Origin of the sequence: Nonlabens ulvanivorans (genome assembly GCF_032922765.1) — a bacterium.
GTDB lineage: Bacteria > Bacteroidota > Bacteroidia > Flavobacteriales > Flavobacteriaceae > Nonlabens > Nonlabens ulvanivorans.
The window spans coordinates 2,955,061-2,969,614 of the sequence record NZ_CP136694.1; the positions used below are offsets into that span (position 1 = coordinate 2,955,061).

At 34.7% G+C, this 14,554-nt stretch carries 16 protein-coding genes; 4 read left to right on the top strand and 12 right to left on the bottom strand.

The genetic code is table 11. The features are described 5' to 3' along the window. Window position 1 precedes the first annotated feature (1 nt). Genes R1T42_RS13345 through fbp form a run of 3 tightly spaced genes read right to left on the bottom strand, consistent with a single transcriptional unit; the run spans window position 2 to window position 2,249 of the window. Window positions 2-829, bottom strand: coding sequence for a cell envelope biogenesis protein OmpA (locus R1T42_RS13345; protein WP_317290672.1), 828 nt, complete (start codon window positions 827-829; stop codon window positions 2-4). Window positions 830-844: 15 nt separating this feature from the next. Then, entirely contained in the window at window positions 845-1,198 is a 354-nt protein-coding gene (locus tag R1T42_RS13350) for a fructose 1,6-bisphosphatase (RefSeq protein WP_317290673.1), read from the bottom strand. A 40-nt stretch (window positions 1,199-1,238) separates the two neighbouring features. Next, complete coding sequence (gene fbp / locus R1T42_RS13355) at window positions 1,239-2,249, bottom strand: class 1 fructose-bisphosphatase (protein WP_317290674.1); 1,011 nt, start codon at window positions 2,247-2,249, stop codon at window positions 1,239-1,241. A 118-nt stretch (window positions 2,250-2,367) separates the two neighbouring features. On the opposite strand from fbp, the gene R1T42_RS13360 reads away from it, so the two are divergent. The 4 genes from R1T42_RS13360 to R1T42_RS13375 are packed head-to-tail and all read left to right on the top strand — an operon-like array spanning window position 2,368 to window position 7,053. Then, window positions 2,368-2,853 carry a GNAT family N-acetyltransferase gene (locus tag R1T42_RS13360; RefSeq protein WP_317290675.1) on the top strand — a complete coding sequence of 162 codons (486 nt, stop codon included), beginning with the start codon at window positions 2,368-2,370 and terminating at the stop codon, window positions 2,851-2,853. After that, window positions 2,840-4,120, top strand: coding sequence for an aspartate kinase (locus R1T42_RS13365; RefSeq protein WP_317290676.1), 1,281 nt, complete (start codon window positions 2,840-2,842; stop codon window positions 4,118-4,120). The genes R1T42_RS13360 and R1T42_RS13365 overlap by 14 nt, the downstream gene beginning before the upstream one ends. A 55-nt stretch (window positions 4,121-4,175) precedes the next feature. Next, window positions 4,176-5,996, top strand: coding sequence for a lysophospholipid acyltransferase family protein (locus R1T42_RS13370; RefSeq protein WP_317290677.1), 1,821 nt, complete (start codon window positions 4,176-4,178; stop codon window positions 5,994-5,996). Window position 5,997: 1 nt separating this feature from the next. Continuing rightward, window positions 5,998-7,053, top strand: coding sequence for a carboxypeptidase-like regulatory domain-containing protein (locus tag R1T42_RS13375; RefSeq protein ID WP_317290678.1), 1,056 nt, complete (start codon window positions 5,998-6,000; stop codon window positions 7,051-7,053). On the opposite strand, the gene R1T42_RS13380 is transcribed toward R1T42_RS13375, so the two are convergent. The 9 genes from R1T42_RS13380 to R1T42_RS13420 all read right to left on the bottom strand — a co-directional run bounded on the left by R1T42_RS13380 (window position 7,050) and on the right by R1T42_RS13420 (window position 14,547). Beyond that, a complete protein-coding gene (locus tag R1T42_RS13380; RefSeq protein ID WP_317290679.1) occupies window positions 7,050-7,529 on the bottom strand; it encodes an arsenate reductase/protein-tyrosine-phosphatase family protein in 480 nt (159 codons plus the stop codon). The two genes, R1T42_RS13375 and R1T42_RS13380, sit on opposite strands and share 4 nt — an antisense overlap. 132 nt (window positions 7,530-7,661) lie before the next feature. After that, window positions 7,662-8,036, bottom strand: coding sequence for a TM2 domain-containing protein (locus R1T42_RS13385; protein WP_317290680.1), 375 nt, complete (start codon window positions 8,034-8,036; stop codon window positions 7,662-7,664). A 31-nt stretch (window positions 8,037-8,067) separates the two neighbouring features. Continuing rightward, on the bottom strand, window positions 8,068-8,457 hold the full coding sequence (locus tag R1T42_RS13390) for a VOC family protein (RefSeq protein WP_317290681.1): 390 nt from the start codon (window positions 8,455-8,457) through the stop codon (window positions 8,068-8,070). Further along, window positions 8,454-9,392, bottom strand: coding sequence for a 2-hydroxyacid dehydrogenase (locus R1T42_RS13395; RefSeq protein WP_317290682.1), 939 nt, complete (start codon window positions 9,390-9,392; stop codon window positions 8,454-8,456). The genes R1T42_RS13390 and R1T42_RS13395 overlap by 4 nt, the downstream gene beginning before the upstream one ends. A 96-nt stretch (window positions 9,393-9,488) precedes the next feature. After that, window positions 9,489-9,965, bottom strand: a complete 477-nt coding sequence (locus R1T42_RS13400) for a hypothetical protein (RefSeq protein ID WP_317290683.1) — start codon at window positions 9,963-9,965, stop codon at window positions 9,489-9,491. A 42-nt stretch (window positions 9,966-10,007) separates the two neighbouring features. Beyond that, window positions 10,008-11,357, bottom strand: coding sequence for a magnesium transporter (gene mgtE / locus R1T42_RS13405; protein ID WP_042245628.1), 1,350 nt, complete (start codon window positions 11,355-11,357; stop codon window positions 10,008-10,010). Between the two features lie 176 nt (window positions 11,358-11,533). Then, window positions 11,534-12,376, bottom strand: a complete 843-nt coding sequence (gene rsmA / locus R1T42_RS13410) for a 16S rRNA (adenine(1518)-N(6)/adenine(1519)-N(6))-dimethyltransferase RsmA (protein ID WP_317290684.1) — start codon at window positions 12,374-12,376, stop codon at window positions 11,534-11,536. A 40-nt stretch (window positions 12,377-12,416) separates the two neighbouring features. Continuing rightward, window positions 12,417-12,746, bottom strand: a complete 330-nt coding sequence (locus R1T42_RS13415; RefSeq protein ID WP_036585209.1) for a DUF4286 family protein — start codon at window positions 12,744-12,746, stop codon at window positions 12,417-12,419. Between the two features lie 10 nt (window positions 12,747-12,756). Then, the gene (locus R1T42_RS13420; RefSeq protein ID WP_317290685.1) at window positions 12,757-14,547 is read right to left on the bottom strand and encodes a tetratricopeptide repeat protein; all 1,791 of its coding nucleotides are present in this window, start codon (window positions 14,545-14,547) and stop codon (window positions 12,757-12,759) included. Between the last annotated feature and the right edge of the window lie 7 nt (window positions 14,548-14,554).

Below are 14,554 nucleotides of genomic sequence, written 5' to 3' on the forward strand. Positions count from 1 at the left end.
ATTATTGGTTACTGAATTTAAGAGCACTATACCTGGTTAATAGTAATTCTTCTAGTGCTTCTCTTGAATCTAATAGATTCTTTTTATTGATTTCTTGTGAGACTTCAAGGTTAAAGTTTTCAAGTTCATTTTCTAGAGTCTCTGTAAATGTACCACTTACGGCAGTTGCAATATAATACTTATGAAAATTATGTAAGTGTATTTCGTATAAATCGTACTCGATAGACTGTAAATCATGGTTGGACTGCTTGAAAGCGTCTTCTACAAAGCCTTTAATTGCCGTTAACATGCCGCTAATCATGTCCTCATCTACTGTTTTCTTTAAGTGAAAACTCCCTATTAATATACCAGAGCCTTTCTCGATGATAAATACTTGTTCAACTTTTGCGTTTCCTAAGTCGCTAATTATAATTTCATTTTCACTAACTCCTGTAAAAATTGACTTGAACTTGCGTTTAACACCTTGCATTGAAAAAGTGTCTTTAGCTGTTTTGTTTACCTGTTCAGACAGTACTTTTATCTCTTGAGAGATGTACTTTTTCACCATCTTACCTAAAATAGGATAGAGCGCCTCAACAACTTCATCTTTTGAATTTTCAATTTGAATTTTCAATGACTCAGTAATTGCTGGCCCTAAGTTTTGAGGAATGTTTTTTGTGAAATCGTCTAACTGTTCCTTTATGATAGGAGAAACTTTTTCAGATAGCCTATGGCGTTCTCTTAAAATTTCTTCTAGAACATTGATTTTGTGAGTAATACTTTCTGCGTATTCTCTATCATCCGTAAGTAAGATCGTCTTCAATAACGCCAGCTTTTCATCTTCTGTCATGGCGGTATTGTGTTATTAAGCTTTGATTTTTTTACCTAACTCTATAAGAGCTTCGCCTAGCATGTCTCTACTAGTTTTTTCATCTTCTATTGTGTCTAGTCTATCTTCCAACTTGTTCTCTAAATCAGTGATACGAATATTTAAATCTGTAGAAAGACTGTCAATGCTTTTGCTAAGCTCATCACGTGTATCGTCTATAAAGCTTTGTAATTCTTGCTTTTTCTTCAGCAAGTCCGCTTTTAGTTCATCAAACTCCGTATTATACTGTTGGATGTTTTCTCCAAAAATGAGGTTCTTTATGGCCTCTATTTTTGAGTTGCTATCTACACTTTCATTTTCAGCCTTTTGGGTTTTAGATATTTTACTCATTTTCATTTCTCATTTGAGAAGTAAAAATACTAGAAAAATATTACTTATCGTGCTTTTGAATGAATTCCTCTAGTTTTGCAACCATGTTTTTACTTCCACAGAAGAAAGGAACTCGTTGGTGTAGCTCTGTAGGTTTTAAATCCATAATGCGAGTATGCCCGTCACTAGCGGTTCCACCAGCCTGTTCGGCAATAAAAGCCATAGGGTTACATTCGTATAAAAGGCGCAGTTTTCCATTAGGTGCTTTAGCACTTTGTGGATACATGTAAATACCGCCTTTAATCATATTTCTGTGAATATCAGAGACTAAACTACCTATATAACGACTAGTGTAAGGTCTATTATCTTCATCCTGTTGACAATATTTAATATAATCCTTTACACCTTGTGGGAAATGATTGTAATTACCTTCGTTAACACTATAAATGTTTCCGTCTTCAGAAAATCTCATGTTAGGATGTGATAAATAATAAGTTCCTAATGCTGGATTCAAGGTAAATCCATTCACACCATGGCCAGTTGTGTAAACTAGCATTGTTGAAGTACCGTAAACAATATATCCTGCAGCGACTTGTAAATTTCCTGGTTGTAAAAAGTCTTCTAATTGTACTGGAGTACCGACAGGTGTTACTCGTCTATAAATGGAGAAAATAGTCCCAACAGATACGTTAACATCTATATTTGAACTACCGTCTAAAGGGTCCATTAAAACTACATACTTGTTACTATGGTTCTCTTTATGGCCTTCTATAGTAATGAAGTCATCATTTTCTTCACTAGCTATACCACATACAATTTCGCGATTAGTAAGTGTCCTTATAAAAGTGTCATTTGCAAGCACATCTAATTTTTGTTGATCTTCACCTTGTGTATTAATCTCACCAGCACTACCAGTGATATCTACTAGTCCAGCTTTGTTAACCTCATGATTAACCATTTTTGCAGCTAGTCTTATAGAGTTGATGAGTCTAGAGAGTTCGCCACTAGAATATTGAAATTCAGATTGATTCTCAATAATAAATTCTCCTAAGGTTTGATTTTTACGTGCCATGTTGGTTTGAGGTGTGTTGCAAATATCCTAAAATATTCTTCATACATATAACGATGTAGTAAGATAGTTTTAAGAATTTGTATATAACTCTATTATATATTTACTTAATTTTAAGATTATGATACAAATAAAGGAAGCTAGTATAAATGATTATCCTAGAGTTTTAGAGCTTATTCAAGAGTTAGCTACTTTTGAAAAAGAACCTGATGCTGTAGAAGTGACTGTCGAGGAATTAATTGAAAACGGTAGTGGCGATCATCCACTTTTTAAATGTTTTGTATGCTTTTATAATGATAAGATTGAAGGAATTGCACTTTGTTATCCTAGATTTTCAACTTGGAAAGGAAAGACAATTCATCTGGAAGATCTCATCGTGACCCAAAAATTAAGAGGGAAAGGTTTAGGGAAAGCCTTATATAATCAGGTGATGAAATATGCATTTGATGAAAAAGTACGTCGAGTAGAATGGGTCGTGCTGGATTGGAATGAAGGAGCAATAGAATTTTATAAAAATACGGGAGCAACAATTTTAGAGGATTGGTATCTTGCACAAATGGACGAGGAATCGCTTCATAATTATGTTTTAAGAAATGAAGATATTTAAATTTGGTGGTGCGTCAGTAAAGGACGCCGCTGGTGTGCGCAATGTTATACAAGTAGTTCAAACGATGGGCTATAATGGCCTAGGGATTGTGGTTTCTGCAATGGGCAAAACGACTAATGCTTTAGAGGATATTATTGAATGTTATCAAAATAATGATCAAGCATACTTGACTCTTATTGACGAGTTATTTGCTAAACATCTAGAAATTGTATCTGATCTAGAAACTAATGGTGCTGGTGAGGATGTTTTGATACGCTTTCGCGAAAGCGAACTTAAAAAAAACCTTAAGGTAACCATAGAATCCTTGAAAGGTACCATGTTGCGTAATCAAAGTAAAAATCACGCGTTTATTTATGATCAAGTGGTAAGTCATGGAGAATTACTTTCTACTAAAATTGTAGCAAGTTATTTTAATGCAAATGAAATTCCCGTAGATTGGATGGATGCACGTCAATTGATCAAGACTGATCAAAAGTATAGAGATGCTGCGGTAGACTGGAAAAAAACTGAGAAATTAATTAAAAATAACTGCGAAGGAAAACTGTTTTTAACACAAGGTTTTATAGGGTCTGATGATAATGGTTTTACCACAACCTTAGGTAGAGAAGGTAGTGATTATACTGCGTCTATTCTAGCTTATGCTCTTGACGCTAGCCACGTAACCATTTGGAAAGATGTGCCTGGTGTATTAAATGGCGATCCACGTGTATTTGAAAACACAGTTCTTTTAGAGCAAATTTCATATCGAGAGGCCATAGAATTAGCATTTTATGGAGCTAGTGTTATACATCCAAAAACCCTACAACCGCTTCAAGGTAAGCAAATTGAGTTGAGAGTAAATTCTTTTCTTTATCCACAATCGCAAGGGACCGTTATTAAAGATGGAGATGCTTTAAAGCCTATGACACCTTGTTATATCGTGCGCAAGAATCTTGTTTTTTTAGAAATATCTGCACGTGATTTTAGTTTTATTGGAGAACATAATATCAGCGACATTTTTCATCAATTAAGTGAGAGTAAAATGGAGGTAGGATTGTTACAGAACTCTGCTATTAGTTTTACGATATGTGTAGAGGATAAGTATGGTAAACTATCTGAATTATTAGACGACCTAGAGGCTAGGTATAAAGTAAATGCGGTAAGTGATGTATCGCTTTACACTATTAGACACCATAGTGATAATGCAATTGAATCTATAGAAAATGGAAAAGAGGTGCTTTTAAGACAGCGTACTCAAGAAACTTTACAGCTAGTCGTTAAAGGATAGAGTTGAGCACTTATCAATTATACTATATTTGTAGTTCTACTATCTAAATTAAAGAATGGGTCTGGTAACAGCAAAAGAGGTCGCAAAAGCGATTCATATAGATAAATATGGTTTCCTTGGTACTCTTGGTGGCTGGTCACTTATGAAATTATTGCGCATTTCCACGCTCAATAAACTTTATAACAGACATAAGCATTTAAAAGATGTAGAGTTTCTAACAGCTCTACTCGAGGATTTACAAATAGAGTTTGAAATTCCTGAGGAAGACTTAAGACGTATTCCTAAGACAGGTGCTTTTATAACGATATCTAATCATCCTCTGGGAGGAATTGATGGTATCTTGTTGATGAAATTATTGCTGGATAAAAGACCAGACTATAAGATTATAGCAAATTTTTTACTGCATCGTATAGAGCCTTTAAAGCCATTTATAATGCCGGTAAACCCATTTGAGGATCGTAAAGATGTAAAGTCTTCTACGGCTGGTTTTATGCAGGCGATTAGACACCTTAAAGCTGATATGCCTTTAGGTATTTTTCCTGCAGGAGAAGTGTCTACATATAAGGATGGTAAATTAGTGGTAGATAAACCATGGGAAGAAGCTGCAATGAAATTAATTCAACGTGCTGAGGTGCCTGTGATCCCGATATATTTTCATGCAAAAAATAGCAGGTTATTTTATAGACTGGCAAAAATATCTGATACTTTCAGAACGGCAAAATTGCCTTCAGAAACCTTAACTCAAAAACGTCGTGTTATAAAGGTGCGTATCGGTAATGCTATTTCTGTAAAAGATCAAAAAGAGCACGAGAATCTAACTGGTTTTACTGATTTTTTGAGGCGTAAAACTTATATGCTTTCTAAGGCATATGATAAAGAGTCTACTAAACTAAAGGATATACCTAAAACAATAAAGCTTCCTAAAAGCCCTAAAAAGATCATAAAGCAGGTTGATCCTGCAAAAATGATAAAAGAAGTCGACCAGTTAAGAAGAGAAGATAAACGTCTTTTACAATCTAAAAATTATGAAGTATTTCTAGCAAAAAGCGCTAAAATGCCTCATGTAATGACTGAGATAGGTAGACTGCGTGAAATTACATTTAGAAAAATAGGTGAAGGAACTAATAAGGCGATAGATCTAGATCACTACGATAATTATTATCATCAAATGTTTCTATGGGATAGTGAGGCAAAAGCGATAGCTGGTGCATACCGTATGGGAATGGGTAGTGAGATTTATGAGGCTCGTGGTATTGAAGGTTTTTACCTTAACGAGCTGTTTAAATTTGAACCTGAGTTATATAAAATGATGAATCAGTCTATAGAAATGGGACGTGCGTTTATCATACCAGAGTATCAACTTAAACCGATGCCTTTATTTCTTTTATGGAAAGGTATTGTTCACTGTACTTTGCGTTTTCCAGAGCATAAATATTTAATAGGTGGTGTAAGTATAAGTAACAAGTTTTCAAATTTCTCAAAATCATTGATGATCGAGTTTATGAAAAGCAATTACTATGATCCATACATTGCACAATACATCACGCCTAAGCAAGAGTTTAAAGTAAAGCTAGAAGATGCTGATAAGGATTTTATTTTTGATGAGTCTGAGGCTGACTTAAATAAATTTGATAGGTTAATAGATGAATTAGAACCTAACGAGCTGCGTTTACCAGTTCTCATTAAAAAGTATGTCAAACAAAACGCAAAAGTAATAGCGTTTAATGTTGATCCATTATTCAATAATGCGATTGATGGTCTAATGTATATACGTATTGCAGACTTGCCTGAAAGTACTGTAAAACCAGTTATGGAAGAATTTCAAGCCGAGATGGAGGCGCGATATTTCAGAGATAATGAAGACAGCGAAGAATAATATGAGATTATTCTTTCTGGTAATATCCATATTCTTTTTTCACCATTATTGCAATGCGCAAGTTCTTAAAGGAAAGGTCATTGATTCCTTAACACAAGAGGCCGTTAGCGGTGTATCGGTCTATATTGATGGAACTTCAAAGGGTGTTATTACCGATTTAGATGGTAACTTCAAATTTAATTATTCTGATAATGTAAAATCAGCATTAGTGATTAGAATGATGGGATATAAAACCATTAGATTCTCTAATCCGCTAGAAGCTGATTTGAGCAGAGTAGCTCTTGCTCAAAAAGCAGATGAGTTAGATCCAGTGATGATTAATCCAGATCCATGGTCGCGTAAAAAGAAAGAACAATATTTTAAAAAATACTTTCTAGGTACCTCAACCATTGCTGCTGACTGTAAGATACTTAATCTAGATGACGTGAAAATGCGTTTTAATCCAGTAACAGGTTTAATGACAGCTCGGTGCAATAAGCCCATTATGGTTAGAAATAAGCATTTAGGCTATTTAATTAGTTATGACTTGATAGATTTTGAACTACAGTTTGAGAAAAGAGTTTTGAGAGCAGGACCTGGTATTGTTTTGCCTAATGATGTTCCCATCTTAGAAAGTTTTCATCTTAAAGAAGCCTATTATTTAGGGTCTTCATTTTTTCAAGAACTAAGTGATAAACCATCACGACGTAGAAAGTATTTAAGTAGAAGGAATGACTTATATAAAGTAAGTGAGTTGAGGTTTTTTAGAGCCTTAGCTTCGGATCAATTACAGGATAAAGGATATGTGCTTTTTTATGATAAATTTGCAGTAACTGTTGAAAACCATATACGAGTAAAGCAATTTGAAACTTACTCCGTCGTTGGATTTAGGCATGATAAATATCCAATTATGGATTCCAAAAATAATAGAACAGATATATATCTGACAGGTGAGCAAATTATAGTTGATCAACACGGTAACAATCTGTCAGGTAAGGCTATAAAATTTAATGGTTTTATGGCAGAATTGAGAGTAGGTGGAATGTTACCTCTAGATTTTATACCTCAAGAAGATTAATCTTGTTTTTTCTTCTTTTTATTAAGTCTTTTTTTGACCTTTTTGATTGCTTTTGTTTTTTCTATCTTTTTTAATTCAGATTCGATGAACTCTTCACAATAAGCTTGAATTTTTTTTCTTGCTTTTGCAAACGTGTCTTCATTACCGTCATTAAGCTCACTTATGTTTGCAATAGGAAAGTCAATAATGCTAGCCTTTTCAGCAATCGTTTTAGGAATACGACTTGCTATGTCATCTCCAATCGTAATGATGTAATCAAAAGAAATTTTCTGATAGTCATTAATGTGATTTGAAGAGTAGTCTGATACATCAATTCCTACCACATCCATGCTGTCTATTACATTGGTGTGAATAGATTGAGGCTCTAGTCCAGCACTATAAATTTGAGCACGCTCATTGGTGAAATAATCCATAAATCCATGTGCCATTTGACCAGCAGTGGCGTTAGATATAGAAAGAACTAGTATATGAAGCATTGAGGATTCACTAGATTAGTAATAAGTACTAGGTTAATGTTAAGCCAAAGTTAAGACGACTATTTATGTTACACAATAAATAATTTAAACCTTAACATTAAACTTGTTAAAGTGTTGTTTTACAAATAATTACTAAAACCAAGGTTTTTTGTTGAGTTGATAGGTTTGATAAAATTCTTCTTCAGATTTTGTTAGATAAATAATTCCTTCTATGATCCCTATGATGCCAGCGCCACCACAAGTTAAAACACCTGCGATAAGAAGTATAAAACCTTCTTTATTATAGCCTAGAACAAATTTATGAATTCCTAAGTAACCGAAGAATATGCCTAATACTCCAGCAAGTATTCTTTTATTGTTAGTGTCTTTAGTAAAATTATCATATTCTCTCTTGAAATCATCTGCAGCATTTGAAGCAGCTTCTTTTGCCTCTTCAAAACTTTCTTTGGCTGCCTCTTTTGCACTATTAAAACTATCTTTTGTACTATCGTATCCATGATCGCTCATACTTTTTTAATTTAAAGGTATTAAGAATGTTCTATTTTTCAAATAACTCTTCATTAGCAGGTTCCCAAAGTTCAACTTTACGACCATCTATATCTATAATCCAGCCAAATTTCCCGTAATCAAATTCTTCTATTTCTCCAGCAATTTCAACTCCAGCATCCTTTAACTGTTCTATTAATTTTACAAGATCATCCACCCGATAATTAATCATAAATTCTTGGTTACCTGGGTTGAAATAAGTACTGTCTTTCTTAAAAGGACTCCATTGTTGAGAAGCTTTTTCTTCTGTAGGTCCTGTCCAGAAGGTACAGCCGTAATCATCTACCGGAAGACCTAGGTGTTCTTGATACCACGCTTTAGTGGCAGCAACATTTGCACATTTGAAAAAAACGCCTCCTATACCTGTTACTTTTGCCTTCATAATCCGTGGTTTTTAATGATTTTACTAGCAATCACATGTGCTAGTTTATATTTAGATTCAATGGTCCAACCTGCTACGTGCGGACTTAATAAAACATTGTCCATCTTCAATAGTTTTTTAAAGGGTAAAGGCATTTCCTTATCAAATAAGGATGTAAACGAGCTTTTTTCATATTCTAGAACGTCTAATCCAGCACCTTTTATTTTTCCTGACTCTAATGCTTCAACTAGGTCTGCCGTGATAACAGATTTACCTCTAGCCGTGTTGATAAGATAAAATGCTTTTTTAAATCCAGCTATAAACTCTTTATTAACCATACCTGTGGTTAAGGTAGTTTGTGGTGTGTGTAAGCTTAACACATCTGCCTGAGATTGTAATTCTTTTAAAGACACTTGCGTGGCGTTCTTATCTTCTAATCCATTTTTAAGATCATAAAAAAGGACTTTACAATCAAAACCGGAAAGCTTTCTAGCAAAAGATTTTCCCATATTACCATAACCTATCAGTCCTACTGTTTTCCCTTCTAGTTCTAATCCACGGTTTTCTTCTCGCAGCCATATACCATTTCGCACTTCTTGATCTGCTCTATTCAGGTGATTAAATAGAGATAACAGCATTCCTAATGCATGTTCACCTACCGCATTACGATTACCTTCAGGTGCATTGTAGCATGCGATATGAAGCTTTTGGGCGACATCTAAATCTATGTTTTCTAATCCAGCACCTACGCGACCTATAAATTTAAGTTTTTGTGCGGCTTTTAAAAACTCTTGATCAATAGGGAATCTACTGCGCACAATGAGACCATCATAATCACTGATAACTTTTATTATATTTTCTTTTGAAGATGTGTAGTCGTAGTGATTAGTATAACCAGCATCTTCTAGCATGGAGGCTAGAAGATCATGATTAGAATCTAGGTGCAGTACTTTCATAGTTTAAAAATACGATTTATAAATATGGATTAATGTAGGGTATAGGATGGAATAACGTACGTAAATTACGTAGGGACTATTAATAAGTTGATTTTATTAATAATCAATCATATTCAATTCTTGTTCAAAATCATATTGTAAATCCTCATGTAGAGTGCTTATACGCACTTTAATGAGAACAATTTGTCTAGTGCAAATATCTCTCAACACTTTACTTTGTGAGTAATAGGGTTGAAAGTCTTGAAGTAATTTACAAAAATGAATGAGTATAGCAACTTCGGTCTCCTTATTACCAGAGTACCGTATAAATTTTTTTGCGTCTTTTAATACCTTACGTATTCCTTTTTTTGCGTGGTAAATATTGCGTGTGTTAACAGATAGAAATTGCTTATCTAGATTTGCTTTTACACTATCTACATAATCATCTTCATGATGCGCTTCAAACAGTAAATAAGTGAGCAGTTCTTTATTTTCTTTTTTGAAACGAGATAAGCGCAGGACGATTTCCATGAGCTCTTTTTCGTCCTTGTATTTAAGTTCGTCTTTGAGTTCTTTAACGCTGCCCGTTTTCATGTAGTTGTTTGATGTTATATACGCTTTCGCGAAAGCGTAATTCTAAATACCTATGATAGCCTTTGCAATCAAAAAGTATATCAATATACCAAATATATCATTACTGGTTGTAATAAATGGACCAGTTGCAAGTGCTGGGTCAATACCTCTTTTATGTAAAGCTAGAGGCACAAAAGTACCTACTAATCCTGCCACAATGATTACCGCAAATAGAGAAGTAGAGATGGCTAAAGAGGTTAAGAATTCACGCTCTGCAAAGAAGGTGTAAGCAAATAATAGAATAGCCAAAATCACACCATTGAGCATCGCTAGTAATATTTCTTTTAATAGTCGGTTTCCTATACTACCTTTTAAATCATCATTTGCAATACCTTGTACAATAATCGCACTGGATTGTACACCTACATTACCTGCCATCGCAGCAATAAGCGGTGTGAATAAGAATAATACAGCATATTCTTTAATCAGATGCTCAAAACCACCCATAATGGCTGCAGCACCTATTCCACCTACTAGGCCTAGGACTAGCCAAGGTAATCGTGCTTTAGTTAAATCCCAGATGCTGTCATTTGCCTCAACGTCTTGAGAAATACCACTAGCAAGTTGGTAATCTTTCTCTGCTTCTTCTGTTATAAAATCTACTATATCATCGATGGTTACGCGACCTACTAATCGGTCTAATTCATCTACAACAGGTATGGCTTCTAGATCATACTTACGCATGATACGAGAAACTTCTTCTCCAGACGTTTTAACGGTTACATAATCAACCTTAGGTTTACACACATCTTTAATAGGTGTGTTTGCTGGACTGGTTAATAAATCTTTAAGGGATAAGCGGCCTTTTAATTTATCGTTATTATCCACTACATAAATGGAGTGTACTCTTGTAACATTTTCTGCTTGAGCACGCATTTCACTCACACAACCAGTAACGGTCCAGTTCTCGTTTACCTTAACGAGCTCTTTGGCCATTAATCCACCGGCACTATTTTCTTCATAACGTAGAAGGTCTACGATATCCTCAGCATGTTGTTCATCTATAAGCTCTGAAATGACTTCTTGAGCAATGTTATCAGGAAGCTCGTTGAGAATGTCAGCCGCATCATCAGTATCCATTTCCTCGAGCTCGTCTGCAATTTCTTTAGGAGATAGGGCATTAAGAACGCGATCACGCTGGTCTTCATCCAGTTCCATTAAAGCTTCACTCGTCTTTTCAGAATCGAGTAGCTTAACGATGTAAACCGCTTGTTCAAGATTGAGCTCGTCTATAATTTCTGCAACATCAGCAAAGTGTAATTCTTCTAGAATGTGTTCTAGTTGCGCACTATTATCGCTCTCAATAAGCGTGCATATTTCTTCTAGAAAATCTTTGGTAATATTAAACTGCATGATTCATGGACTTGCTGCAAATATAAAGGTTATAGATTTTGAAAGCGAACTTGAAGTAGGTCTGACACTGCACATTGTTTCTAACAATTCAACTTTTATAGTTCTATCGTTATTAGCCAGTTTATGTTTCCATAAACAAATTAATGATGTCTTAGATATAAACTCAATTAGAAATCTTACAACTTTTCAATTTGTGTAGCTAACTCAACAAAGGCATCTACACTTATTTGCTCTGGACGCAAACTGAAGATGTCTTTCTCACGCATCTCATCAGGTAAGTTCATTGTTTTTAATGAGTTTCTCAAGGTTTTACGACGTTGCTGGAAAGCGAGTTTTACAACCTGTCTTAAAATAGAGTAGGAGCAAGTGAGGTTATCATAATTATCTCTACGTTTTAAAAATAGCACTCCACTATCTACTCGTGGTGGTGGATCAAAAACTTCTGGTCCTACGGTAAATACATAATCTGCTTCATAATAAGCTTGTGCAAGAACAGATAATATTCCATAGGTTTTTGAGCCATGAGGTGCACAAATGCGCTGGGCAACTTCTTTTTGAAACATACCGCCAAATTCAGGAATTTGCTCACGGTTTTCTATGGTTTTAAAAACAATTTGCGTGCTTATATTATAAGGGAAATTTCCAATTATCGCAAAAGATTGATCACCATAAATTTCTTTCAAATCTTTCTTTAAAAAATCTGCTTCTATGACTTGAAATGTTTGATCATTCACAATCTTTACATGTTCCAGAGGGAAACTGTGCTTAAGATAAATCACCGATTCACTATCTAATTCTAGTGCCGTCACCTTCATGTTTTTGCGTATCACATGTTTAGTAAGCACACCAGTTCCAGGTCCTATTTCCAGAATTTGGTCATAACCTTCATAGCTTAATACCTCTGCAATTCGTAATGCTACATCTTCATCTTTAAGAAAGTGTTGTCCTAGATGTTTTTTTGCGGTAACGCCTTTATCGCTTCCTTTATGAGATGATTTATGTTTGTTGTATTTGGCCAATTGCTAGTATTTATTATCAGTATTAGATGTAAAATTAAACCTAATTTAGATTAGTGTGCACTGTATATTCATCGAGTACATCTAATTCTGTGCGGAATGATAAAACATTATTACCCCATTTATCTAATCCGGCTTTACGCAATGCTTCGGCATGATTTGAGTAATATGTTTCTAAAGTTTCTCTACTAATTGCTTTGTATTGAATCGAGAAAGTGCTAGCGCCATCTTGCTCTTCTACCAGGACGCGTGTTAATTTTGCATCTTTAAAAAGTCCAGTTCCTAAAACGTGTGCAATATGTTCACGTATCCATTCTAACCATTCCTCTTCTAAATGACTTGCCATGTTGCAAGTCACATTATATATTACCATAATTATTTTTTTAAAAAGCAGTGAGGTTTTCATCACCTCTTAAACGTCTGTATCGTCTGCGAGCATCTACAAAGTGTATGCTGTCTGCATAGTCATAAATAATACGTTCATATAACGCTTGTGCTTTATTAGGATTGTCAAATTTCTCTTCATAAAGCAATGCTAGTTTATAAAAAGCATCATCTGCTAGAATACCATCTGCAAAGTTGTCGATAATTGTTTGATAGTTGTTTTTGGCAGCTTCAAGGTTGCCTTCAATTTCATATAAGCTTGCTTGGTTGAGCATTGCTTCATCTTCTATGGGATCGCCTTTATGATTTTGTAACAATTGGTCATAAAGCGATATAGCTTCTGATCGTTTATTTTGATATTGTTTTAAATCTGCTTTTGCGAAAGCCTTTAAGGCAACATAAGTAGTGTCCTCGAGACTGTGATCGCTAATAGTAAGGCTTAGTTCCATAGCGTCGTTTGCGATAAGTTTTGATGTAGCACTGCGCAATACTTTTAATTGTGTCAGGCTCCATGGAAAGTCGCCCTGATAATAACTAGTGCGTGCTACTCTATATTGAGCTTCTTGTGCAAGCTCATCGTTAGGTAAGTCAGTCTGAACCTGACTATATAAAATTAACGCGCGATTGAACTGCTCTTGTAATACAAGAATATCTGCGAGCAACATTTTTACTTCAGCCTTTTGAAACTTGCTTAGTCTTTTGTTTTCAAGTTCTGTTAATATGGTTACAGCTGTTTCAGGTTCGCTAGCTTTAAAGGTTAAAAAATCTGCATAATCTAATTGTAACATAAAGGTCTGACCATCGCGACCATATTTAGTTAGTAGTTGCTCATAATTAGATTTCACGGTCACATAATCACTTGCTATAGCATTGTCTGCCTTAATTTTTGCCAGTAAACTTTCAGCGATATAACGAGTAGAACTAACTTGCGATTCTCGTACTAAATATTCGAGAATCTCTTTGGCGGCATCTAAATCTTTTTCCTCAATCGCGGTAACGGCTAGCTCTTGAAGTTCTACCGTACTTTCTTTAGTACGCACATAAATAGCCTTTTCTTGAAGGAATGCTTTCTTAAAATCTTTTTGCTGAATAAATAGCCAACTTAAGAGCTGATTATAGATTGGGTTTTGCTTTTCGCGTAAGCGTAATAATAAGGATTTCCTCAAAAGCCTATTACCTTCATTATCAGGATCATCTGTGATGTATCTGAAAAATATAGCTTGAGCACGACCACGATATGACACATTACTTTCAATTAAATCTATATACTGATCAAACATTTTTTCAAGGTTTCCTTGTTGTCCATATAGATTTGCTAATTGAATTTTAAAATTAGCATTAGGATTTGCTGTCATACCTTTTTCATAAGCTATAATAGCTTCATCTAGTAAATTGCGACGCTCAAAACGATTTGCGATTTGATAGGTGTAATTAGGTAAGGAATCAATGATTGCAATAGCCTCATTGTAATAGGGTGCAGCTAGTGAATCTTTACCTTGAAGCGTTAAATTATAGCCACGTTCAATAGTGAGACTTTTATTATTGCGCATGAATTTTTCTGCATCATTAATTAATGAGTCTACCTGCTGGTATTGCTCTAATTGCTGATGTATGTCAATGACCTTATATAAGTTATTGATATTGCGCTTATTTTCTTCATAGATTTTGTTATAAATTTTGAGCGCTTTACCGTATTCTCCTTGGTCCATATAATTCTCTGCCAATCTTGGGTTTTGTGCAAAACCAAAGCTGCTATACAACAGTATGAAGAGAATTAATAAATGACGCATAGGTCTA

Bases quoted from the DNA above. Each gene is read 5' to 3' on its own strand.
- R1T42_RS13345 (WP_317290672.1), bottom strand. From the start codon at position 829: ATGACAGAAGATGAAAAGCTGGCGTTATTGAAGACGATCTTACTTACG.
- R1T42_RS13350 (WP_317290673.1), bottom strand. From the start codon at position 1,198: ATGAGTAAAATATCTAAAACCCAAAAGGCTGAAAATGAAAGTGTAGAT.
- fbp (WP_317290674.1), bottom strand. From the start codon at position 2,249: ATGGCACGTAAAAATCAAACCTTAGGAGAATTTATTATTGAGAATCAA.
- R1T42_RS13360 (WP_317290675.1), top strand. From the start codon at position 2,368: ATGATACAAATAAAGGAAGCTAGTATAAATGATTATCCTAGAGTTTTA.
- R1T42_RS13365 (WP_317290676.1), top strand. From the start codon at position 2,840: ATGAAGATATTTAAATTTGGTGGTGCGTCAGTAAAGGACGCCGCTGGT.
- R1T42_RS13370 (WP_317290677.1), top strand. From the start codon at position 4,176: ATGGGTCTGGTAACAGCAAAAGAGGTCGCAAAAGCGATTCATATAGAT.
- R1T42_RS13375 (WP_317290678.1), top strand. From the start codon at position 5,998: ATGAGATTATTCTTTCTGGTAATATCCATATTCTTTTTTCACCATTAT.
- R1T42_RS13380 (WP_317290679.1), bottom strand. From the start codon at position 7,529: ATGCTTCATATACTAGTTCTTTCTATATCTAACGCCACTGCTGGTCAA.
- R1T42_RS13385 (WP_317290680.1), bottom strand. From the start codon at position 8,036: ATGAGCGATCATGGATACGATAGTACAAAAGATAGTTTTAATAGTGCA.
- R1T42_RS13390 (WP_317290681.1), bottom strand. From the start codon at position 8,457: ATGAAGGCAAAAGTAACAGGTATAGGAGGCGTTTTTTTCAAATGTGCA.
- R1T42_RS13395 (WP_317290682.1), bottom strand. From the start codon at position 9,392: ATGAAAGTACTGCACCTAGATTCTAATCATGATCTTCTAGCCTCCATG.
- R1T42_RS13400 (WP_317290683.1), bottom strand. From the start codon at position 9,965: ATGAAAACGGGCAGCGTTAAAGAACTCAAAGACGAACTTAAATACAAG.
- mgtE (WP_042245628.1), bottom strand. From the start codon at position 11,357: ATGCAGTTTAATATTACCAAAGATTTTCTAGAAGAAATATGCACGCTT.
- R1T42_RS13415 (WP_036585209.1), bottom strand. From the start codon at position 12,746: ATGGTAATATATAATGTGACTTGCAACATGGCAAGTCATTTAGAAGAG.
- R1T42_RS13420 (WP_317290685.1), bottom strand. From the start codon at position 14,547: ATGCGTCATTTATTAATTCTCTTCATACTGTTGTATAGCAGCTTTGGT.